General features: G+C 71.3%; 24 protein-coding genes, 1 tRNA gene and 2 pseudogenes. 13 read left to right on the top strand and 14 right to left on the bottom strand.

Features of this window, described 5'->3' with window-relative positions:
- Window positions 1-48: 48 nt before the first annotated feature.
- Both LDL48_RS13275 and LDL48_RS13270 read right to left on the bottom strand, forming a co-directional pair.
- Window positions 49-522: an HIT family protein gene (locus tag LDL48_RS13275; RefSeq protein ID WP_225255373.1), complete on the bottom strand. Its 474-nt coding sequence runs from the start codon at window positions 520-522 to the stop codon at window positions 49-51.
- On the bottom strand, window positions 519-1,079 hold the full coding sequence (locus LDL48_RS13270) for a GntR family transcriptional regulator (RefSeq protein ID WP_225255372.1): 561 nt from the start codon (window positions 1,077-1,079) through the stop codon (window positions 519-521). The genes LDL48_RS13275 and LDL48_RS13270 overlap by 4 nt, the downstream gene beginning before the upstream one ends.
- A 17-nt stretch (window positions 1,080-1,096) precedes the next feature.
- On the opposite strand from LDL48_RS13270, the pseudogene LDL48_RS13265 reads away from it, so the two are divergent.
- A pseudogene (locus LDL48_RS13265) lies at window positions 1,097-1,782 on the top strand (tyrosine-type recombinase/integrase); the annotation flags it as partial.
- An 80-nt stretch (window positions 1,783-1,862) separates the two neighbouring features.
- Here LDL48_RS13265 and LDL48_RS13260 read toward each other — a convergent pair.
- From LDL48_RS13260 to LDL48_RS13235, 6 genes are all read right to left on the bottom strand, one after another.
- Window positions 1,863-1,936: transfer RNA gene (locus tag LDL48_RS13260), tRNA-Ala, on the bottom strand.
- A gap of 83 nt (window positions 1,937-2,019) precedes the next feature.
- Window positions 2,020-2,781 (bottom strand): divisome protein SepX/GlpR, encoded by a 762-nt coding sequence (gene sepX, locus LDL48_RS13255; protein ID WP_225255371.1) that lies wholly within the window; start codon window positions 2,779-2,781, stop codon window positions 2,020-2,022.
- A 142-nt stretch (window positions 2,782-2,923) separates the two neighbouring features.
- Window positions 2,924-3,568, bottom strand: a complete 645-nt coding sequence (locus LDL48_RS13250; protein ID WP_372472122.1) for a GNAT family N-acetyltransferase — start codon at window positions 3,566-3,568, stop codon at window positions 2,924-2,926.
- The gene (locus tag LDL48_RS13245; RefSeq protein WP_225255369.1) at window positions 3,565-4,875 is read right to left on the bottom strand and encodes a molybdopterin molybdotransferase MoeA; all 1,311 of its coding nucleotides are present in this window, start codon (window positions 4,873-4,875) and stop codon (window positions 3,565-3,567) included. The genes LDL48_RS13250 and LDL48_RS13245 overlap by 4 nt, the downstream gene beginning before the upstream one ends.
- A complete protein-coding gene (locus LDL48_RS13240) occupies window positions 4,872-5,783 on the bottom strand; it encodes a UTP--glucose-1-phosphate uridylyltransferase (RefSeq protein WP_225255368.1) in 912 nt (303 codons plus the stop codon). The genes LDL48_RS13245 and LDL48_RS13240 overlap by 4 nt, the downstream gene beginning before the upstream one ends.
- Before the next feature lie 51 nt (window positions 5,784-5,834).
- Window positions 5,835-7,844, bottom strand: a complete 2,010-nt coding sequence (locus LDL48_RS13235) for a diguanylate cyclase (protein ID WP_372472124.1) — start codon at window positions 7,842-7,844, stop codon at window positions 5,835-5,837.
- Window positions 7,845-7,969: 125 nt separating this feature from the next.
- Here LDL48_RS13235 and LDL48_RS13230 point away from each other — a divergent pair, with 125 nt between their 5' ends.
- Window positions 7,970-8,596 (top strand): 5-formyltetrahydrofolate cyclo-ligase, encoded by a 627-nt coding sequence (locus LDL48_RS13230; RefSeq protein ID WP_225255366.1) that lies wholly within the window; start codon window positions 7,970-7,972, stop codon window positions 8,594-8,596.
- A 6-nt stretch (window positions 8,597-8,602) separates the two neighbouring features.
- Window positions 8,603-8,821 (top strand): annotated as a pseudogene (locus LDL48_RS44485) (FmdB family zinc ribbon protein); the annotation flags it as partial.
- Between the two features lie 14 nt (window positions 8,822-8,835).
- Here LDL48_RS44485 and LDL48_RS44480 read toward each other — a convergent pair.
- A complete protein-coding gene (locus LDL48_RS44480; RefSeq protein ID WP_225255462.1) occupies window positions 8,836-9,006 on the bottom strand; it encodes a hypothetical protein in 171 nt (56 codons plus the stop codon).
- Between the two features lie 769 nt (window positions 9,007-9,775).
- On the opposite strand from LDL48_RS44480, the gene LDL48_RS13215 reads away from it, so the two are divergent.
- On the top strand, window positions 9,776-9,955 hold the full coding sequence (locus LDL48_RS13215; protein WP_225255461.1) for a hypothetical protein: 180 nt from the start codon (window positions 9,776-9,778) through the stop codon (window positions 9,953-9,955).
- An 854-nt stretch (window positions 9,956-10,809) separates the two neighbouring features.
- Here the strand turns inward: LDL48_RS13215 and LDL48_RS13210 are convergent.
- Complete coding sequence (locus LDL48_RS13210) at window positions 10,810-10,989, bottom strand: hypothetical protein (RefSeq protein WP_225255365.1); 180 nt, start codon at window positions 10,987-10,989, stop codon at window positions 10,810-10,812.
- Between the two features lie 63 nt (window positions 10,990-11,052).
- On the opposite strand from LDL48_RS13210, the gene LDL48_RS13205 reads away from it, so the two are divergent.
- On the top strand, window positions 11,053-11,373 hold the full coding sequence (locus LDL48_RS13205; protein WP_225255364.1) for a translation initiation factor 2: 321 nt from the start codon (window positions 11,053-11,055) through the stop codon (window positions 11,371-11,373).
- Between the two features lie 81 nt (window positions 11,374-11,454).
- Here LDL48_RS13205 and LDL48_RS13200 read toward each other — a convergent pair whose 3' ends face one another.
- Window positions 11,455-11,934 (bottom strand): DUF2231 domain-containing protein, encoded by a 480-nt coding sequence (locus LDL48_RS13200; protein ID WP_225255363.1) that lies wholly within the window; start codon window positions 11,932-11,934, stop codon window positions 11,455-11,457.
- A 181-nt stretch (window positions 11,935-12,115) separates the two neighbouring features.
- Here LDL48_RS13200 and LDL48_RS13195 point away from each other — a divergent pair, with 181 nt between their 5' ends.
- Both LDL48_RS13195 and LDL48_RS13190 read left to right on the top strand, forming a co-directional pair.
- The gene (locus tag LDL48_RS13195) at window positions 12,116-12,550 is read left to right on the top strand and encodes a Fur family transcriptional regulator (protein WP_225255362.1); all 435 of its coding nucleotides are present in this window, start codon (window positions 12,116-12,118) and stop codon (window positions 12,548-12,550) included.
- Between the two features lie 58 nt (window positions 12,551-12,608).
- Window positions 12,609-13,463, top strand: coding sequence for an oxygenase MpaB family protein (locus LDL48_RS13190; protein WP_225255361.1), 855 nt, complete (start codon window positions 12,609-12,611; stop codon window positions 13,461-13,463).
- A 111-nt stretch (window positions 13,464-13,574) separates the two neighbouring features.
- On the opposite strand, the gene LDL48_RS13185 is transcribed toward LDL48_RS13190, so the two are convergent.
- The 3 genes from LDL48_RS13185 to LDL48_RS13175 form a co-directional block, all read right to left on the bottom strand.
- Entirely contained in the window at window positions 13,575-14,399 is an 825-nt protein-coding gene (locus tag LDL48_RS13185; protein WP_225255360.1) for a RecB family exonuclease, read from the bottom strand.
- A 116-nt stretch (window positions 14,400-14,515) separates the two neighbouring features.
- Window positions 14,516-15,130, bottom strand: a complete 615-nt coding sequence (locus LDL48_RS13180; protein WP_225255359.1) for a MarC family protein — start codon at window positions 15,128-15,130, stop codon at window positions 14,516-14,518.
- A gap of 27 nt (window positions 15,131-15,157) precedes the next feature.
- Window positions 15,158-16,006 carry a PHP domain-containing protein gene (locus tag LDL48_RS13175; protein WP_225255358.1) on the bottom strand — a complete coding sequence of 283 codons (849 nt, stop codon included), beginning with the start codon at window positions 16,004-16,006 and terminating at the stop codon, window positions 15,158-15,160.
- 283 nt (window positions 16,007-16,289) lie between these two features.
- Between LDL48_RS13175 and LDL48_RS13170 the strand changes: the two genes are divergently transcribed.
- The 6 genes from LDL48_RS13170 to LDL48_RS13145 are packed head-to-tail and all read left to right on the top strand — an operon-like array spanning window position 16,290 to window position 19,437.
- Window positions 16,290-16,523, top strand: a complete 234-nt coding sequence (locus LDL48_RS13170) for a helix-turn-helix domain-containing protein (protein WP_225255357.1) — start codon at window positions 16,290-16,292, stop codon at window positions 16,521-16,523.
- A complete protein-coding gene (locus LDL48_RS13165) occupies window positions 16,523-16,765 on the top strand; it encodes a hypothetical protein (protein WP_225255356.1) in 243 nt (80 codons plus the stop codon). Before LDL48_RS13170 ends, LDL48_RS13165 begins: the two co-directional genes overlap by 1 nt.
- A gap of 10 nt (window positions 16,766-16,775) precedes the next feature.
- On the top strand, window positions 16,776-17,843 hold the full coding sequence (locus tag LDL48_RS13160; RefSeq protein WP_225255355.1) for a helix-turn-helix transcriptional regulator: 1,068 nt from the start codon (window positions 16,776-16,778) through the stop codon (window positions 17,841-17,843).
- Window positions 17,844-17,856: 13 nt separating this feature from the next.
- Window positions 17,857-18,090, top strand: a complete 234-nt coding sequence (locus LDL48_RS13155) for a helix-turn-helix domain-containing protein (protein ID WP_225255354.1) — start codon at window positions 17,857-17,859, stop codon at window positions 18,088-18,090.
- Window positions 18,090-18,359 (top strand): hypothetical protein, encoded by a 270-nt coding sequence (locus tag LDL48_RS13150; protein ID WP_225255353.1) that lies wholly within the window; start codon window positions 18,090-18,092, stop codon window positions 18,357-18,359. The genes LDL48_RS13155 and LDL48_RS13150 overlap by 1 nt, the downstream gene beginning before the upstream one ends.
- A 13-nt stretch (window positions 18,360-18,372) precedes the next feature.
- Window positions 18,373-19,437 carry a helix-turn-helix transcriptional regulator gene (locus LDL48_RS13145; RefSeq protein WP_225255352.1) on the top strand — a complete coding sequence of 355 codons (1,065 nt, stop codon included), beginning with the start codon at window positions 18,373-18,375 and terminating at the stop codon, window positions 19,435-19,437.

Genomic DNA, 19,437 nt, shown 5'->3' with positions numbered 1-19,437 from the left:
CCAACGATTTGGCTACGCCACAGACCAGGGAAAACCCCTTCCAGATCGTCAGCCGAGCAGTCGCCTTAGTTCAGAGGCGTCGCCGTTCAATACTTCATCGTCAAACTTGGCTTCACTGCCGTTTTGGGGAAGTAGCGGAAACGGCCTGCCTGGCGCAGGGTCAATCTCATAACGCGGCAGGAGATGCGCATGAAGGTGTGGAACTGTATTGCCGAGAACTTGGTAGTTCATCTTCAGCGGCTTGTAGAAGCGGGCTAGCGCCTTGCCGACCTTCAGTACCTCTTGCCAGTACCGAGCAGCCTCTTCGTCGCTAAGTTCGAACGGCTCGATGACATGTCGTCCCCGCCAAATGACGAGTGTATAACCGCGTTGAATGCTGGCGCGTTGAAGGACAGCATCGACCACGTGTGACTGGTAGATGCGGAGCCCGTAGTCGTCGGCTTCTGGGCTGCGTTCCCCGCACATCTCACAGCTCGTGCCCGCAAGACGCTCATTCCAGTCGAGGGGCCATTGAGCAATCATCGGCGGATGTCATCCTCGTTCCACTCATAGGAGAACTCGTGACGGTCGGCCGCATAGATGTCATGAGCCACCTGAAGCGGTCGGTCTTGTTCGTCGTAGTCCACATCCCACATGTGCACCACAGGTATTCCCGGTCGTAACCTCAGCAGCCGGGCCTCCTCGGGCACGGGCATTTCAGCGCGAAAGACCTCAATGCCGTGTGAGAACCGGTGGCCAAGCTTCTCAATGAGTTCGTCCGGGCCTTCCGGGAGTGCGTCAGGTGGCTCCAGTCGTGTGCCGCTAGCAATCCACAGCGGGTAGTAGCTGGTGGAAAGCACTGCTGGCACACCGTCGAGCAATTGAAGCCGCCGCCTTACGACGGCTTCCTCTCCTGGCGCAACCCTCAACCAGGCGGCGCAATGAGCGGGGATGCTGCCTTTGCCGACGAAGAGAATTTCCCGCGACGGGACTTGGCCTTGCTCTATTGCCTGCACATCGAATATCGGCTTGCCCGCGCTTCGATGGATGGCGTGGCGTCGTGCTGCGGAGATCCGCCGGAGAGGCGGCCGACTACGCACGCGTGTTGGAAGAATAGATCGCCAAGAACGTCGCGATGACGGTCAAGCTGGCTAAGGTCCGAAAGCCGGAGCGTCGATCCTGGACAAGCGATGAAGCCGAGCCTTCCTGGAGTCAGCAGCCTCGGACAACGATCCGCTCTATGCCGCCTACGCCCTGGTCCTCGTGCTCGGCCTGCGTCGGGGAGAAGTGCTCGGGCTCACTTGGGACGACATCGACCTCGATCGAGCGGAGCTGACCGTGGGCCTGCAACTCCAGCGCATCCGTCGCCAGCTCCATCACCGCGCTACGAAGACTGAGGGCTCGGATGCAGCACTGCCCCTCCCACCGGTCTGCGTAGCAGCTCTACGGCTGCGACAGGCTCAGCAGAAGACGGCTCAGGAGAAGGCCGGACCGGTATGGCAGACATCCCGGATGGTGTTCACTACCCAGCTCGGCACGCCGATCGAGCCGCGCAACTTCTTCCGCGCCTTCGTAGCCCGCATCTCGAAGTCAGGGATTCGACGGATCAGTGTTCACGACGCGCGTCGTACCTGCGCATCGCTGCTAGCGGATCTTGACGTGCACCCCCGGGTTGCCATCCAGATCCTTCGTCATGCTGACTTCAAGGTCACGATGGAGATCTACACCCAGGTGTCATCGAAGCAAACCCGCGACGCCCTCCAACGGCTGAGCGACAGCTTGGACGGCTTGAACGACTCGTGACGGGCGGTTGCTGTACTTCGCTGCTGGCAGGAACGGAAGAAGGCCATCTTCTGGCGACGAAGATGGCCTCTGACCTGGGGTGGAGCTGAGGAGATTTGAACTCCTGACCCCCTCGATGCGAACGAGGTGCGCTACCAGACTGCGCCACAGCCCCCCGGCCCCGTAGGACCGCAGCAAGGCTAACAGGTCGCCTACCGCGTCCGCGAACCGGATCCCGGCGTGCCGCCGGCAAACCTGTCAGGCCGGGTACGACGTCCCGCGGCCACCCGCTTCGTAGGGCCGTCCGCGCAGCCCACCGGTCCGCCGGTAGGACACCGAGCCACCGTTCGCGACGGCCGGCAGGTCGTCCGAGGGGTCCCGGTCCAGGCCCATCGCGGCCCGCCGTACCGCCTCGCGTTGGGCGGCCAGCCGGCGCTGCGCCTCGCGTCGCGCAGCGGCCCGGCGTGCCTGTTCGCGGCGGACCTCGGCCTGCCGGGCGGCCACCCAGGCGGCTTCGCGGGCTTCGATGCGGCGCCGGCGCCGGTCGGTGAGGGCGCGGTTGCGCAGGTGCACCAGGTACGCGGCGAGCAGCGCACCGGTGACCGCGAAGCCGATCCAGAAGCCGGGGCCGACGGCGATCACGCCGACCAGTTCGATGATGTTGAGCAGCAGCAGGGCGGCGAACACGCGGCGCCGGCGGACCACCGCGGGGGTGTGCCGGCGGGGTGGCGTGCGGCGGGCCGGGCGGCGGCCGGTGACGAGGCGCAGTTGGCGCCGGGGCGGTGCCGGGTCACCCGATGGGGCGGGTACCGTAACCGGCACCTGTCGGGGCGGGTTGATCGGACGGTGTCCGGGCACGGTGCGGCGTCGACGGTGGCGCGTGAGCACCCGAGCCGTCGACTGCGCCCGCTCTGCGGCCAAGCGCTCGGTGGCGTCGTATCGGCGCACGAGCGCCGGTGCGAGGGCGAGCAGCCCGGCCGCAGCGAGGACGGCGAGGAGCACCGAGGTCGGCACCCTCACCCCTCCCGTCAGCGTCGGCGGTCCCGTGCGCGCCGGGCGGGAAATGGGCGCGCACGGGTACCGGAAGTCTTAATCTCCCCGAGATTACGGCCGCAAGCTGCGGATATTCGCGCGGCGCGCCGATCCGGTCACGCCTTGATCATCAATTTGCTGTGGTACGGACCCGCCGCCAGCGGGCCAGGAGGCCACCTTCGGCAGCCACTTCCTCACTGGTCATGGCGTACCCGAGATGGTCTCGCCACATGCCGTCGATGTGCATGTAGCGGGCGTGGTAGGCCTCCTCGCGGAAGCCCAGTTTCTCCACCACGCGCCGGCTGGGCCGGTTTTCCGGCCGGATGTTGACCTCGATGCGGTGCAGTCCGCCGGGGCCGAACGCGTGGTCCACGGCGAGCGCCAGCGCGGTGGGCGTGACGCCGCGGCCGGCGACGCGGGAGTCGATCCAGTAGCCGACGTACGCGGAACTGAACGCCCGACGCACGATGTTGCCGAGGTTCATGTGGCCGACCAGCCGGTCCTGCCCGTCGTCGTCGCGCAGGCAGACCGCGAACGGCATGCTCTCGCCGCGCCGGGCGGCCCGCTTCATGTCGCGGTAGACGTAGAGGTAGGCGCGGGTGGAGTTCATCTCGGCCCACGGGCCGGGCGGCGACGACTCCCACGGTGTCAGCCACTGCTGGTTGGCGATGCGCACCTCGGACCAGGCGCGGGCGTCGCTGCGGCGGTACGGGCGCAACGTCACGGATCCTTCGACCAGGACGGCGGGCCATCCGGGTACGGACCCCAGCATCATCGCCTCCGGTCGAGCAACAGGACATCCACGGTGGACCCGGCCGCCGCCGACGTGACCCGCTCGCCGAGCACCAGCAGGCCGTTCGCTTCGGCCAGGCCGGACAGAGTGTACGGCCCTCCGGCCAGCGGCTGCACCGTGTAGCCGCCGCCGCGCCGTTCCGCGACGTGGGCCGGGCGGAACTCGCGCAGCCCGCCCGGTGAGGACACGGTTTCCAGCAGGTGTGCCTTGACGCTGGGGCGGAACACCGGCTCCGCCCCGGCCAGCAGCTGGATCACCGGCCGGGCCAGCACCTCGAACCCGATCAGCGCGGCGCCGGGTTCGCCGGGCAGGCACACCACCGGCACCTCTTCGCCGCCGACCGTGCCGAAGCCGAGCGCGGTGCCCGGGCAGAGCGCCACGCTGGTGAACTCGACGACGCCGCGCCCGTTGTCCCGGCGGGACAGCACCCGGCGCAACATGTCGCCGGGTCCCGTACCCGTGCCTCCGGTGGTGATGATCAGATCGGCCCGCAGCGTCTGGTCCTCGAGCAGGCCGCGCAGGCCCTCCGGGTCGTCGTCGCAGATCCCGATCCGGTACGCGAGCGCGCCGGCCTCCACCGCGGCGGCGGTCAGCGCGTGCGAGTTGGCGTCCACCACCTGACCGGGCTGGCTGGGCCGGCCGACGTCGACCAGTTCGTCGCCGGTCGCCACCACCACGACCCGTGGGCTGGGCCGCACCACCACGTGCCCGATCCCGGCCGCGGCGAAGACCGCCACCATGGCCGGCGTCACGTAGGAGCCGGCCGACGCCAGCACCTGTCCGACGGCGATCTCGTCGCCGGACCGGCGCACCCCCGATCCCCGTTTCGGGGCGTGCAGAATCTCCACGGCGGCCATGCCCTGGTCGGTCCAGTGCACGGGCACGACGACGTCGGCACCGATCGGCAGCGGCGAGCCGGCCGCCACCGAGAAGCAGGTGCCGGGCGTCAGGCGGACCGGGCGCCAGCTCGCCGCGCCGAGGTCGCCGACCACGTTGAGACGCACCGGCCGGGGCCCGCCCTCGAACTTGCCGAACGACGGGTGCGACCCGATCCGGCCGGCCGCCGCGAGGTCCTCCCACCGCGCCGCGTACCCGTCGATCGCGGCCTGGTCGAAGGCCGGGTACGGGTGCGGCGCGACCACGTCCACGGCGAGGACGTTGCCGTGCGCCTGGGTCAGGTCGAGGTCGAGCGGAGGCAGCGCGCGGAGCCTGCGCAGCACGCTGCCCAGGTACTCGGCGAGAGGCATCAGCTCGTTGGCGGCCGCCTCGGCATCGGCCGTCGCGGTCATCCCTTCGGGTTCCCCACGAACTCGGTCAGCCAGGCGTGGAACTCGGCGCCGAGATCGGGACGCTTGACGGCGAGCTGGACGACCGCCTGCAGGTAGCCCAGCGGCATGCCGGTGTCGTACCGGTGTCCGCGGTAGATGATGCCGTGCACCGGGGTGCCGTCGTTGAGCAGCGCGGCCATCGCGTCGGTGAGCTGGATCTCGCCGCCGCTGCCCGGCTTGGTGTGGTTGATGGCCTCGAAGATGGTGGGCGGCAGCACGTACCGGCCGAGCACCGCGAGGTTGCTCGGCGCCTCCGCCGGCGACGGCTTCTCGACCAGGCCGGTGACCTGGACGACGTCGTCGCCGTACTCGCTGGGCGAGACGGAGGCGATGCCGTACCGGGAGGTCTCCGACGGTTCGACCTCGAGGAACGCGAGCACGATCCCGCCGGTGCGGGCCTGCAGGTCCAGCATCGACGGCAGCAGCGGCTCCTCCTCGTCGACGAACTCGTCGCCGAGCAGCACCGCGAACGCGCTGTCACCCACGTGGGAGGCGGCCACCCCGACGGCGTGCCCGAGGCCGAGCGGCTCGCCCTGCCGGCAGGTGTAGATGTCCGCCAGTTCGCTGGTGCGGCGGACCGCGGCCAGGCGCTCGGTGTCGCCCTTCTCCTCCAGCCGCGCCTCCACGTCGGGCCGCCGGTCGAAGTGGTCGACCATCGACGTCTTGCCGCGTCCGGTGACCAGCAGTACGTCGGTGATCCCGGCCGCGGCGGCCTCCTCGACGATGTACTGGAGTACCGGGCGATCCACGACAGGCAGCAACTCCTTCGGCACCGCCTTGGTGGCCGGGAGGAACCGCGTGGCGAGGCCAGCCGCGGGAATGACGGCCTTGACCGCCCGACGGCCGCTTGCATGCGCGTTCGTCGTCATCTGAGGGGTCACCGCACTTTCTCTCGAATCGTGCCCGGACATTCCGCGAGACTATCGGCCGCGGCTCTGGCGCGGCGGCTGCGGCCCGCCGGGCGCCGCTGCGGCCTGGTCAAATTGCCCATCCGGGACCGTCGCCGAAACCACCTCGGCCAACCGGTACGTGTCCCGGCCGGCGTGCTTCGCCGCGTACAGCGCATCGTCGGCGGCGTCGAGCACCTGTTGCGCGGTGGTGCCGTGTTCCGGGTAGACGGCGATGCCGATGGAGACCGTGACGGAGACCCGGTCGATCGGTCGGCCGGTCTCCGCGTCGGTTCGCCGGGAATCGATGGGTACGGGCAGGTCCCGGACGGCCGAGCCGAGCCGTTCGGCGACGATCGTCCCGCCGTACGCGTCCGTCTCCGGCAGCAGCACCACGAACTCCTCGCCGCCCTGCCGGAACGCCAGGTCCACCTCGCGCAGCCCGACCCGGATGCGCCGGGCGAACTCGGCCAGCACGGCGTCCCCGGCGGCGTGCCCGTACCGGTCGTTGACGTCCTTGAAGTGGTCGAGGTCGAGCAGCAGAACGGTGAGCATGCGGCCGAACCGGCTGGCCCGTTCCACCTCGCGGCGCAGCGACTCCCGGAGGTAGCGGTAGTTCCACAGGCCGGTGAGCGGGTCGGTGAGCGACAGCCGCTGCGCCTCCTCGTGCATCCGCACGTTGTGCACGGCCACCCCGGCCTGCCCGGCGAAGGTCCGCAGCGTGGGCAGGTCGGTGTCGTCGAACTCGTCGCCGCCGAGCCGGTCGTAGAGCGCCAGCACCCCCAGCGTGGCGGGGACGGCGGTGCCCTCCGGCCCGCCCGGCACCAGCGGGTCGCCGACGACCGCGGGCGCGCAGATCGGCACCGCCACGTAGGTGCGGCAGGGCGGCTCGCCGGGCGCCGTCCCACCCGGGCCGCAGACCCCGCGCCGCGGCTCCCCGGTTTCCGCCACCCCGCCCAGGACGCCGTGTCCGGGCGTCACCCGCAGCGTGGGCAGCTCGGCCTCCGGGACGTTCCAGCGGCCGGTCAGCCCTTCGGCGCAGCGGGCCACGAGCCGGCCGTCGGCGGGGTCGGCGAGCAGCACGACGCCGCCCCGGGCCCCGGTGGTGGACAGCGCGGTCTGCAGGATCACCCGCAGGATGCGGTGCAGGTCGTGGGTGCTGGACAGGGTGTCGCCGAGCACGGTCAGGTGGCGGCGGAGCTGGTCCCGGCTGGCGGTCAGCGCCTGGACGTACCCCTGCAGTTCCCGGGTCATCCGGTTGAACGTGCCGGCCAACCGGCCCACCTCGTCGTGGCGCACCACCGGCACCCGGGTGCTCAGCTCGCCCCCGGCCACCCGGTCCACGGCCCGGGCCAGTTCGGCCAGCGGCCGGGTGGTGGACCGGGCCAGCCGGCACGCGACCAGCACCGCGCCGGACGCGACGACCAGCACCACCCCGAGCAGGACCAGGTACAGCCCGGTCGGGTCCGCGGCGGGCACCGATACCGCCAGCGGCAGCGGTTGCCCCGGGCCGACCGTGAGGCGGCGCACGTGCCGGTCGCCACGTGCGGTCCGCCCCGCGACGGTGACCAGCACGATCTCGCCGCGGATCCGGTCCGGCACAGTGCTCTGCACGGCGTTGGTGCCGCGCGGGTCGAGCAGCGTGATCTCCGCACCGCTGGACGCGGCGAGCCGGTCGACGAAGCCGGCGTCCAGCAGCTGCCCGGCCGCCACGACACCGTCGTCGGTGCGGGCGCGGGCCGAGATCGCCACGACGCCGCCGTCGGCCGGTGCGGCGCAGTCCTGCCAGGTGGTGGGGCCGCCGTCCAGCCGTACGTCGGACGCCAGGCCGCGCGCCTCGATCTGCCGGGCCGCAGTGTCCCGGCTGTCCGTCGGCAGGACCGCCACCGCGTCCGCGGTCGCCTGCAGTTGCCGGCAGACCGCGGCGATCGCGGTCCGTACCGTGGTGACCGCATGGTCGAGCCGCTCGGCTGTCCGGTCCCGGCTCACGGTGGCCACCGTCGTGCCGACGAAGATCGTCCCGAGCAGGACCGGGCCGAGCACGACCGCCAGGAAGGCGGTGGTGAGCCGGCCACGAAGCGTCACACGGATCCTCCCCGGAATGGCCCTGTTTGGAGCGATGCTGACATAGTCGGGAGCGTTTGCCGGTCTCCCTCAGGGGGTGTTGCATGCCCGATTTGACCCGTGACGCCGAAATATCTACAGCGGCAAAGATCGCGCTGCGCAATCGCGTGCTTACCGCGCGCAGAACATCATCCCCGGCCGATCGAGCCGCGGCGGCCACGGCCGTCCAGACCTTCACGATCGCAGCGGTACGCCGGACGCAACCCACCCGTTGTGCGGCCTACGTCCCGGTCGGCTCGGAACCGGGCGGCCCCGACCTCCCCGACGCCCTGGCGTCCGCCCTGCCACCCGGCGGCGAGTTGCTGCTGCCCGTGCTCCGCCCCGACGGCGACCTCGACTGGGCCCGGTACGACGGCGCACTCACCCCCGGCCGGCTCGGTCTGCGCGAACCGGCCGGCCCCCGCCTCGGCGTCGACGCGATCCGGGGCGCGGACCTGATCATCGTGCCCGCCCTGGCCGTCTCCCGGACCGGCATCCGCCTCGGCCGCGGCGGCGGCTCCTACGACCGCGCACTGGACCGGGCCGGCGCCACGCTGACCCTCGCCCTGCTGCACGACGGCGAGCTGGTCGAGCACGTACCCGCGGAGCCGCACGACCGCCCGGTCCATGGTGTGATCACTCCCACGGACGGCCCGGTGATGCTCCGAGCGGCGCCCGGCTGGACGAAATAACTTCCGATGACGCACCATTGGCACTCACAGAGGGCGAGTGCCAGCGCCCCACGAGTGTCAGCAACCGACGTTTGCGGAGGACCCGTGCCCACGTACCAGTACGCCTGCACCGAGTGTGGCGAGCAGCTCGAGGCGGTGCAGTCCTTCTCCGACCCCGCGCTCACCGAGTGCCCGGCCTGCCAGGGCAAGCTCCGCAAGGTGTTCAACTCGGTCGGCATCGTGTTCAAGGGGTCGGGCTTCTACCGGAACGACTCCCGCAACGGCAACGGCGCGAAGTCCGAGTCGGCCCCCGCCGCGGCGTCCTCCAACGGTGACTCCTCGTCGTCCTCGTCGTCCTCGTCGTCGGACGGCTCCTCGTCGTCCACCAGCACGCCGTCGTCGTCGACATCGTCGTCCTCGTCGTCGTCCACGTCCTCCTCCTCTCCGTCACCGTCGACCGGCTCCAAAGCCCCGGCGGCCACTTCCTGACCCGTCGCTCGGCCGAGGCACCGTTTCTATCGCGCTCGGCACCGGTCGCGGGCGTTATCCACATCCCGGCGTTGTCCACAGGGCAGCCGCCGGGATGTGTCGTTTCCGCCTAACGTCCCGGGTCTCGACGGCCGGTGCGGCCGGACGTGACGAGGAGGCGAGATGCGCGGACCCCGACGAGCCGGCCGGCCGGAACCGTCCCTGGATCCGGTGCGGTGGCGCCGCCCACGACGCGCGGTCGTGCTGCGCGCCGCGGTGGTCGCGGTGTTGATCACGATGGCGGCGATGACGGTGTGGTCGGGCGCGGCAGGGTGCCGGGGTGCCTGGCCGGCCGGATCGGGAGACGGCGGGGCGGAATCGGCCCGGCCACGCACCCTCGATCCGGAAACGACCGCCCGGACCGGAACGCACCCCGGGCCCGGAACGCACCCCGGGACCGGAACGCACCCCGAAACCGGAACGCACCCCGGGACCGGAACGCACCCCGGGATCGAAACGACCGCAGAGCCGGGGACACACGCGGAGACCGAAACGACCGCAGAGCCGGGGACACAGGCGGAGACCGAGACGACCGCAGAGACCGGCAGACACGCGGAGACCGGGACCGACGGCCGGCGTCGGACCGTCCCAGCCGGCACGGTAGGCGTCCCGGTACGGCTGGCCGAGCCGGCCGCGCTCGCCCTGGTCCGGCCCGGTGACCGGGTGGACCTGATGCGGGTCGAGGACGGCGAGCGGACCACACCGATCGCCCAGGCGGCACTGGTCCTCGGCATCACCGGTGCCGACGATCCGCTCGCCGGCGGGCTACTGCTGGCGTTGGACCCCGCCACGGCGAAGCGGGCCGGGGCTGCACCGTCCCGCGGCTATGCGGTCCTGCTCAGACCCGACTAGGTGAGATGGTCCGTGATGGGGCGTCGGCCGGCAGGACTCGCGAGCGCCCCAACCTGGCGGCCACGGTTCCGGTACCTGCGGACCGACCGGCCGCGCTGTCCGCCGGGCGATGCACGACGGCCTGGGCGGTGCGCTGTCCGTGTTCGATTGGCAGGCGGTCACGGTCGCGGAGTGACGCCAACGTTGTCCGGTATGCGGCCTTACCTGGGCTGCGGACCGGCTCTGCGGCGACATCGGCCTCCCGCCCCCGATCGAGTGCCCGATGAGCCCCATTTGCACCGCGCCCACCGACCGCCCTAGGAGCGGCGTGCTGACCTGCGGTTCGCACCGCACCGCACCTCCACACACCCAGCCACCCCCAACACGCCGTGCTGACCTGCGGCCCGCACCGCACCGCACCTCCACACACCCAGCCACCCCCAACACGCCGTGCTGACCTACGGCCCGCACCGCACCACACTCCACACACCCAGCCACCCCGACTGGCCTGCGCAGGAAGCGGCGCGCCCCCACCTCAAAACCACACGCAAACGCGCCGCCCCACACCGACCTCGTCCGGCCCTGTCGGCGCAAGGAGGCCTCATCCGCACCACTCCACGGCCAGGCCCGCGGTCTCCAATATCCAGCAAATCGACGCACCGGTCCCCCGCAGCATCTCACCGCCGACAACCGCACCGCCGACAACCGAGCCCCCGACAACCGCGCCCCCCGACGACCGCACCGCCGACAACCGAGCTCCCGGCGACCGCACCACCGACGACCGCACAAGACCGCGAGCCCTCGGACCAGGTCGTCCACCGGACCACCCAGACTCGACCCGCGCCCGCCCCCGCAGACCCGTGCACGTCCAGCCGTCAGCCCCAGTGCGGCGGCCGGTCCTCAAACAGTCGATCATCATTCGACTCCGCGACCCCGCCCCACCCGCGCTCGGTGTCGTCGCGGGTCTGGTCGGGCAGCACCGGGGCCTCTTCGGAGTCGAAGTCGACGGTCCGTTCGCCGTCGGCGTCGCGCTCTGGCTCGTCCAGGATGTCCACCCGCCAAGCGTATGCCCGCGTCGGCGCGGACGTCTGCCCCGCCCCGCTGTACCGTCGGTGAACGTGAGCACCCCTACCGGTGTCCCGGACGACGAATACTGGCAGCGCCCGGACCCCGGGGCGGCGCCGCAGCCGGCCGCCGCGCCCGCGGAGCCGGCCCCGCCGCCGTATGCCGGTCCGCCGCGCCCCCCGCAACCGTCGCCGCACTGGCGTCCGCCGACCGTGGCCCATCCGCCGCCGCCGCGGGCCATGCCGGGGCAGGACATGGAAGCACTCGACGAGGCGGAGGGCTCGGCGCGCACCCTCACGTTCGGGGTGGGCATGGTGGCCGGGGCGATCGCCCTCATCCTGATGTGCCTGCTCTGCGCCCGTGCCGTCTTCTGACGGACGGTCCACAAGGACGGTGACGGGTCCCGGCCGCCACCCCACACGGCCGCCGGGACCCGAGTCTGCAACCGCCGCCGGCTAGTAGGTGCCCCACACCGCCGTGGCGCCCGAGTCGCCGGTCTGGAACACGTAGTAGCCGGAGAGCGCCGCCAGCACCACCATGACCGCGGCGAGGCCGAGGTCGGCCATCCGGGGCAGGCGGTGGTCCGGCCGGCGCAGCGTCGCGAACACCATGATCAGCGACACGATGCCGAGGATCAACGAGAAGACCAGGGTCAGCGTGCCGTACCCCATGTGGTCCTCGATGATCCGCTGGCCCGCCGGGCTGACGCTGTTCTGCGCCTTCAGCCGGTCGAACAGCGCCACCCCGGACTGCCTCGCGACGAGCGAGGTCACCGGCGCGGCGATGGCCAGCAGCACCACGGCCCAGCCGATCTTGGGCCGCCAGCGGGGCACCAGGCCGTACACGACCGCGCCGACCGCCAGCAGCGGTACGAAGATCACGGCCGCGTGTAGCACGAGGGCATGGACGGGCAGGCCGTTTATCTGGTCGAACACCGACGCCTCCTAGTTCACGGGACTCGGTTCGCCAGCCTAGATAGCTGACACCGCAAACATCCCCCTGAGTGCGCCTACGCTTTGTCGACCGATCCGGTTCACCGATCCGCGAACCGTTAGAAATTCATGTCCGAAAGATCGTTGAGTTGAGCCTTGCAGCATCGCGTGCTGTCATGGAGTGGTGTCCACCGGCGAAGAACTGCTGCGCAAGCATGGCCTACGGGTCACGCGTCCGCGCCTCGCCGTGCTGGATGTGCTGACCCAGGGCGGCCACCTCGAGGTTGACGACATCACCAGACAGGTGCGCGCCCGCCTCGACTCGGTCTCCGTGCAGGGTGTGTACGACGTGCTCGGCGCGCTGTCCCGGGCCGGCCTAGCACGGCGGCTCGAGCCGGCCGGCAGCCCCGCGCGGTACGAGGCCCGGGTCGGCGACAACCACCACCACATCGTGTGCCGCGGCTGCGGGGCGATCGAGGACATCGACTGCTCGGTCAGCGAGCGTCCGTGCCTGGATCCGGGCGCCGGGCACGGCTTCGAGGTGGACGAGGCGGAAGTCACGTTCTGGGGTTTGTGCCCTGCCTGCCAGGCGCACCGCCGGCAGGACGCGATGGCCTGACCGAAATCAGAACCTGAACAAGTTCAACTTTGCCCCCGGCGCGTGGCACGCTGGAGGCATGAACGGCGATGTCGGCCTCTTCGGCCCGGGCTCGGTGACGTGGAAACTGCACGAGGAGCCGATCCTCACGCTGGGCGGCCTACGCTCGCTGTACCTCCAGGCGCTGCACCCACGCGCCATCGCCGGCGTGGCCCAGAACTCGACGTTCCGGACCGACCCGTGGGGGCGGTTCAACCGCACGTCCGAGTACGTCGGCACGGTCATCTACGGCAGCACGGCCGAGGTGGAGGCGGCCGCCGCCCGGATCCGTCGCCTGCACTCGCGGATGACGGCCACCGATCCGCTCACCGGGGAACGGTTCCGCGTCGACGACCCGGACCTGTTGCGCTGGGTGCACGTCGCCGAGGTGGAGTCGTTCCTGTCCACCGCGCGCCGCGCCGGCGTGAAGCTGACCGACGACGAGGTGGACACGTACTACACGGAGCAGTTGCGCGCCGCCGCGCTGGTCGGGCTCGACCCGGCCACGGTCCCCGGCACCGCGGCCGAGGTGGACGCCTACTACGAGGCGATGCGGCCGGAACTCGCCATGACCCGGGAGGCCGCCGAGACCGCGCTGTTCCTCACCGTGCCGCCGGTGCCCCGGAACTGGGGAAACACGCCGCTCCGGCTGGGCCTGTCGCTGGGGCCGGCGCGGTGGGCGTACTTCGGCGTCGCCGGCACCGCGATCGCGTTGCTGCCGCCGTGGGCCCGCAAGTTGTACGGCGGCCTGGGCTGGACCACCACCGACCGCACCGCCGACCTGTCGGCCCGCGGCATGCGCCTGCTCCTGGCATCATTGCTGGCCACGCTGCCCCGGCAGTACCGCGTCGCCCCGATGCGCCTGGCCGCCCTCGAACGCCTCGGCCTGACCTGAGGCCGGCCCGGTCGGCCCGGCCGGCCTGGTCGGCCCGGCCGGCCTGGTCGGCCTGGTCGGCCTGGTCGGCCCGGCCGGCCTGGTCGGCCTGGTCGGCCTGGTCGGCCCGGCCTACGCGGTCAGGTGCTCCACCGCGGACCACGGCTCCTTGACCGGCGCCTCCATCCCGGCCGGACAGCTCTTCCGGAAGTCGCACCATCCGCACAGCGTGCCCGGATTGACCGGAAACTCCTCATCGGCGTCCGCCCCCGCCGCGACCGCCTTCTCCGCGACCAGGATGTCCCGGGCGGTGTTCTCGGCCCGGGTCACCTGCCGGGCCAGCGATTCCTCGGTGTGCTCGTGCGCCGCCACCGTGCCGGTCGGCAGGTGGTGCAGCTCGACCCGGCGGCACGGCCGGCGGAACACCCGCTGGGCCGCGTACGCATACAGCGCCAGCGCCTGGGAACCGCGGGCGTCGTCGGCGTCCAGCCCGGACCGGCCGGTCTTGTAGTCGACGATCACCGCCTCGGGACCGCCCGGTCCGGTGCGCCCGTCGATCCGGTCGGCGCGGCCGTTGAAGGCCAGCACGCCGGTCTTCGTGGCCACCACCCGCTCCACGCCCAGCGGCTCGTCCGCCGGGTCCAGCGTCGCCACGTACGACTCGAGCCAGGCCAGCGCGCGGCGGTACGCCACCCGCTCCTGATCGACGTCGCGGTATCCCTCGCGGACCCACGTGGCCTGCAGAAGCGTGGGCAACGCACCCGGCTCGCGCCGGTCGGCGGGCAGCGCATACCAGTTTTTCAGGGCGGTGTGCACGCTCGCGCCGAGCGAGTTGTGCGCCCACGGCGGGCCCTTCGGCGGGGTCGGCCGGTCCACGTAGGCATGGCGGTACCGCCGGGGGCAGTCCGCGTAGGCCGCCAGCTTGCTGGGCGTGCAGACGAAGAGCCGCTCGGGCATGCCGGCGAAGCCGAGCTGCTCGGGAATGGCAGCGCCGCGAGATGCGGCGCCGCGTGAAGCGGAACGTGGCGGTGGGGGAGGCACACCGTCATCCTGCCAGCCGGGTACGACAGAACTCAGGCCGCCGTGTACAGCTCCACGAACGCCGCCACGGCGTCCGCGATGAGCTGGACCGCGATGGCCGCCAGCAGCAGTCCGGCGATCCGGGTCAGCACCTCGATGCCGCCGGGGCGGAGCAGCTTGACGATCAGCCCGGAGAACCGCAGCACCAGCCACACGGTCAGCATCACGGCCAGGATCGCGAGTCCGATCACGACCTGGTCACCGGCGCCGTCGGCGCGCTGCACGAACAGCATGGTGGCGACGATCGCGCCGGGTCCGGCCAGCAGCGGCGTACCCAGCGGCACCAGCGCCACGTTGCTGGTGCCGACCTGGTCACCCGGCTCGTCCGCCTTCCCGGTGAGCAGCTGCAGCGCCACCAGGATCAGCAGCAGGCCACCGGCGCCCTGCAGGGCCGGCAGCTGGACGTGCAGATAGTCCAGCAGGGTCTGCCCGGCGACCGCGAACACCACGATCACGCCGAGCGCGAGCAGCACCGCCTGGGTGCCGGCCCGGATCCGTTGCCGGGCCGGTAACGCACCGGTCAGCGCCAGGAACACCGGCACCATGCCCGGCGGGTCGACGATCACCAGGAGGGTCACGAAGACCTCGCCGAACAGCTTGAGATTCACCCGATCACGGTAGGGGTGAGTCGGCGGTCACCCGAGCACGGGTACGCCGGTCGCCGCGGCCACGATCTTCTCGTACGCCTCCGGCGCGGTCCGGAACGCGCCCAGCCGCACCGTCTTGTGCGTGCCGTGGAAGTCGGACGATCCGGTGACCACCAGCCCGAGCCGGTCCGCGAGTGCCCGGACCTCCTCCCGCTCGGCCGGGCTGTGGTCCTCGTGGTCGGCCTCCAGCCCGAACAGTCCGGCCGCGGCCAGCTCCTCGATCAGCCGGTCCGGCACCACCCGGCCACGGCGGGTGGCCCGCGGATGCGCGAACACCGGTACCCCACCGGCCGCCCGCACTGCCCGCACCGCCTCGAAGACATCAAGGTCCGACTTGGGTACGAAGTAACGCGCGCCCAGCCACTGCGACGCGAACGCCTCGTTCGTGGTGGCCACCAGGCCCGCCCGGATCAGCGCCTGGGCGATGTGCGGGCGGCCCACCGAACCGCCGGCCGCATAGCCGCTGACCTCCGGCCAGCTGATCGGCACACCGTCCGCGCGCAGCAGTTCCACGATGCGTTCCGCGCGCTGCTCCCGGTCGGTGCGCATCCGGGTGAGGTCGGCCGCCAGCCGCGGTTCGGCCGGATCGAAGAGGTACGCCAGCAGGTGCAGGGCGATCGGCGGGTCCGCGTCGTACCAGCGGCAGGACAGCTCCGCTCCACGCACCAGGCGCAGTCCCGCCGGCCGCGCCGCGGCGGCGGCCACCCAGCCCCCGGTGGTGTCGTGATCCGTGATCGCCATCACGTCCAGACCGGCCCGCGCGCCGGCCGCGACCAGTTCGGCCGGGGTGAGCGTGCCGTCGCTGGCGGTGGAGTGGCAGTGCAGGTCGATTCTCATCGCCGCCGACGCTACCGGGTGGGCCGGCTCCGACATCCCCCGTACGCATGTCGGAGCACGGCTGTCCACCCGCGCGGCTCGAGGTCCCCCGTCGTCCGCGCCGAACACAGACTGCGGAGCGGCGGCATCGACGTCAATGCACAGTGGTCGGCACCACGTCAGGTTGCGGGATACCGCAACGTTCGATGCGCGATCCGGCAATCGCGATGGCATCCGTCGACGTACTCCGGGCCGGTGTGATTGCATTCCCGGCGCCACCACCGTGTTGCTAATGGAGTCCTGCGTGCCGAAGATCACCCTGTCCGCGCGGGAGCGCGAATTGATCTCGCTGCTCGCGCAGGGACACACGGATGTGAGCGCAGCGGAGATACTGAACATCAGTCCGCGCTCGGTGACGAACATCCTGCGCAGTCTGATGGACCGTCTCGGCGTGGAGAACCGGTTCCAACTCGGCCTCGCGCTCGGGTTCCTGCGCAAGGCTCACGTGCCAGCACCGACCCTGGAGAAGGAAATCTGATGGCTCGTCGCGTACCCCGCCTGCTCGTTCCGATCGCGGTCACCCTGCTGGCCATGGTGCTCGCCTTCTGGACCATGAAGCCCTCGGTCGCGGACGACGCACCGCCGCCCGCGCCCACCCCCACGACGCAGGCGCCGGACATCATCGACCTGCCGCGTCCGCCGAAGCCGCCGGTGACGGTCCCCGACCAGCCGAACGGACCGAAGGACTGCGCCGGCTGCGTCCTGACTGATCCGGTTTGAGCGGTCGCCGATGACGTCAGTGACGACCGTCCCGATCGGTGCCGCCGTTCCGTCCCTGGCTCGGTGGGGACTCTCCATCGATGCCGACCTGGTATTCCGGACACTGACCACGTTCGGCCCGCGGTCCGCCCGCACCCTGGCCAGTGAGTTGGGCCTGTCCCGGGGACGGGTGGACGACGGCCTGACCCAGCTGTACGAGTGCGGAGCGGCGATCCCGCTCGGCGACGGCCGGGCGCCGCAGTGGCAGAGCCGCCCGCCGGACGAGGTGGTGCAGTCGCTGCGCGCCCGGCGGCTGCGGGCGCCCAACCCGACCGCGGCGGTCCGCCGGCACCGGGCCGTCTTCGACCTGCTCAACGCCCGCCTGTCCGGCGTCGGCGTGCCGCTGAACCCGGCGCTCGCGGGCACCGTCGCCGACGGCGTGCGGTATTTGCCCAGCCGCGAGACGACCCGCCGCCGGCTGGCGCACGCCATGCTGAACGAGCGGCACGAACACCTCGTGATCAACAACGAGGAGAGCGACACGGCGGACACCACGAACGTCCTGCCGTTCGACGAATCGCGGTACCGGCGGGGTGTGACGTTCCGGATCATCGGGCAGCCTCCGCTGGACGGCGACATGGTGCAACCGGCGCCCGAGCCGGAACGCGTGCTCCGCATCCCGTCCTACCTGTTCCGGGAGTCGCTGGACACGCCGCTGAAGCTGTTCGTGTGCGACCGGCGGACCGCGTTCGTGCCGGCCGATCCCGGCGACGTCGAACGCGGCTATCTGGAGATCACTCAGCCCGAGGTGATCCAGACGCTCATCGACGTGTTCGAGTCCCGCTGGGCGTACGCGGTGGACCCGGGGCCGCTGGGCGTGCCGGCCATCGCGCTGACCCAGCGGGAACACGATCTGGTCAACCTGCTGGCGCTGGGTCACACCGACGTGACCGCGGCCCAGGAGTTGCTGATCAGCGCCCGCTCGGTGACCAACACCCTGCGCACGCTGATGGACCGGCTGGGCGTGGACAACCGGTTCCAACTCGGACTGGCGCTGGGCGCGATGCGGGTCACCGCACCACCGTCGCTCACTGACTGAACCGGGAGCCGACGTGCCAAAGATCGTCCTGTCCACCCGGGAGCGCCAGTTGGTCGCGCTGCTCGCTCAGGGACACACGGATGTGAGCGCAGCGGAGATACTGAATATCAGTCCGCGCTCGGTGACCAACATCCTGCGCAGCCTGATGGACCGTCTCGCCGTGGAGAACCGGTTCCAGCTCGGCCTTGCGCTGGGGTTTCTGCGCAAGGCCCACGTGCCCACCCCGACCCCGCAGAAGGAATTCTGATGTCCCGTCGTAGCCCTCGTCAGCTCATCCCGATCGCGGTGGCCCTCCTGGCGCTGCTGCTCGGCCTGGTGGTGATGCGGCCCTCGGCCGCCGCCGAGATCACTCCCGGCCAGGCACCCGCGGTCGAGGAGCCGTTCCACACCGCACCGCCCGTGCACGACGAGCCGACCGGCACCGGCCAGCCGACGCGACCGGCCGACCCGCCCCAGACGGACGTCGACGATGGCCCGGGCGACTGCGCCAGCTGCGGTTTCCCGCCTCCGAATTAGGGGACGCGACTGCATGACCATGTCGACCATCCCGCCGGGTCCGGCGGTTCCGTCGTTGGCCCGATGGGGACTGACCTGCGACGCCGATCTGGTGTTCCGGACGCTGATCACGTTCGGGCCGCGGAGTGCCCGCATGGTGGCCGGCGAATTGGGATTGCACCGGACCCGGGTGGACAGCGCCCTGTCCGAGCTGTACGAATGCGGCGCGGTCACGCCGGCCTCCGGTGAACCCCGGAGTCCGGTGTGGCACGCCCACCCGCCGGACGACGTGGTGCGGCGGCTGCGCGTCCGCCGGCTGCGGCCGCCGAATCGGGCGTTGGCGATCCGGCAGCAGCACGCGGTGTTCGAAATGTTGAACGCCCGGCTCGCCGGTGTCGGCGTGCCGCTGAATCCGGCTCTGGCCGGGACGATCACCGACGGCGCGCGCTACCTGCCCAGCCGGCCGCTGATGCGGTCCCGGCTGGCCACCGCGATGCTGAGCGAACAGCACGAACATCTGGTCATCAACAACGAGGAGAACGAAGGGCCGACCGGGACCCAGGCGCTGCCGTTCGACAAGCGGTACCGGCCCGACGTGACGTTCCGGATCATCGGCCGGCCGCCGCCCGACGGTGACGCGGGCCGGCCCGCGCCGGAGCCGGAGCGGCAGCTCGGCGTGCCGTCCTTCGTCTACCGGGAATCGCTGGACACGCCGCTGAAGCTGTTCGTGTGCGACCGGCGGACCGCGTTCGTGTCGGTCGATCCGGGCGATCTCGAACGCGGCTATCTGGAGATCACTCAGCCCGAGGTGATCCAGACCCTGATCGAGGTGTTCGAGTCCCGCTGGGCGTACGCGGTGGACCCCGGACCGGTGGGCGTGCCGGCGATCGCGCTGACCCCCCGGGAACACGACCTGGTCCATCTACTGGCCCTCGGTCACACCGACGTGACGGCGGCTCAGGAGCTACGGATCAGCTCCCGCTCGGTGACCAACACGCTGCGCGCACTCATGGACCGGTTGGGTGTGGACAACCGATTCCAACTCGGACTGGCGCTGGGCGCGATGCGGGTCACCGCACCACCGTCGCTCGCCGACTGA

The sequence above is a fragment of the Jidongwangia harbinensis genome, assembly GCF_020216025.1.
Lineage (GTDB): Bacteria > Actinomycetota > Actinomycetes > Mycobacteriales > Micromonosporaceae > Actinoplanes > Actinoplanes harbinensis.
This window is presented reverse-complemented; position numbering and strand designations above follow the sequence as displayed.

Bases quoted from the DNA above. Each gene is read 5' to 3' on its own strand.
- LDL48_RS13275 (WP_225255373.1), bottom strand. From the start codon at position 522: ATGATTGCTCAATGGCCCCTCGACTGGAATGAGCGTCTTGCGGGCACG.
- LDL48_RS13250 (WP_372472122.1), bottom strand. From the start codon at position 3,568: ATGATGCTGGGGTCCGTACCCGGATGGCCCGCCGTCCTGGTCGAAGGA.
- LDL48_RS13245 (WP_225255369.1), bottom strand. From the start codon at position 4,875: ATGACCGCGACGGCCGATGCCGAGGCGGCCGCCAACGAGCTGATGCCT.
- LDL48_RS13240 (WP_225255368.1), bottom strand. From the start codon at position 5,783: ATGACGACGAACGCGCATGCAAGCGGCCGTCGGGCGGTCAAGGCCGTC.
- LDL48_RS13230 (WP_225255366.1), top strand. From the start codon at position 7,970: ATGCCCGATTTGACCCGTGACGCCGAAATATCTACAGCGGCAAAGATC.
- LDL48_RS13215 (WP_225255461.1), top strand. From the start codon at position 9,776: ATGCGGGTCGAGGACGGCGAGCGGACCACACCGATCGCCCAGGCGGCA.
- LDL48_RS13190 (WP_225255361.1), top strand. From the start codon at position 12,609: ATGAACGGCGATGTCGGCCTCTTCGGCCCGGGCTCGGTGACGTGGAAA.
- LDL48_RS13185 (WP_225255360.1), bottom strand. From the start codon at position 14,399: ATGCCCGAGCGGCTCTTCGTCTGCACGCCCAGCAAGCTGGCGGCCTAC.
- LDL48_RS13175 (WP_225255358.1), bottom strand. From the start codon at position 16,006: ATGAGAATCGACCTGCACTGCCACTCCACCGCCAGCGACGGCACGCTC.
- LDL48_RS13165 (WP_225255356.1), top strand. From the start codon at position 16,523: ATGGCTCGTCGCGTACCCCGCCTGCTCGTTCCGATCGCGGTCACCCTG.
- LDL48_RS13160 (WP_225255355.1), top strand. From the start codon at position 16,776: ATGACGTCAGTGACGACCGTCCCGATCGGTGCCGCCGTTCCGTCCCTG.
- LDL48_RS13150 (WP_225255353.1), top strand. From the start codon at position 18,090: ATGTCCCGTCGTAGCCCTCGTCAGCTCATCCCGATCGCGGTGGCCCTC.
- LDL48_RS13145 (WP_225255352.1), top strand. From the start codon at position 18,373: ATGACCATGTCGACCATCCCGCCGGGTCCGGCGGTTCCGTCGTTGGCC.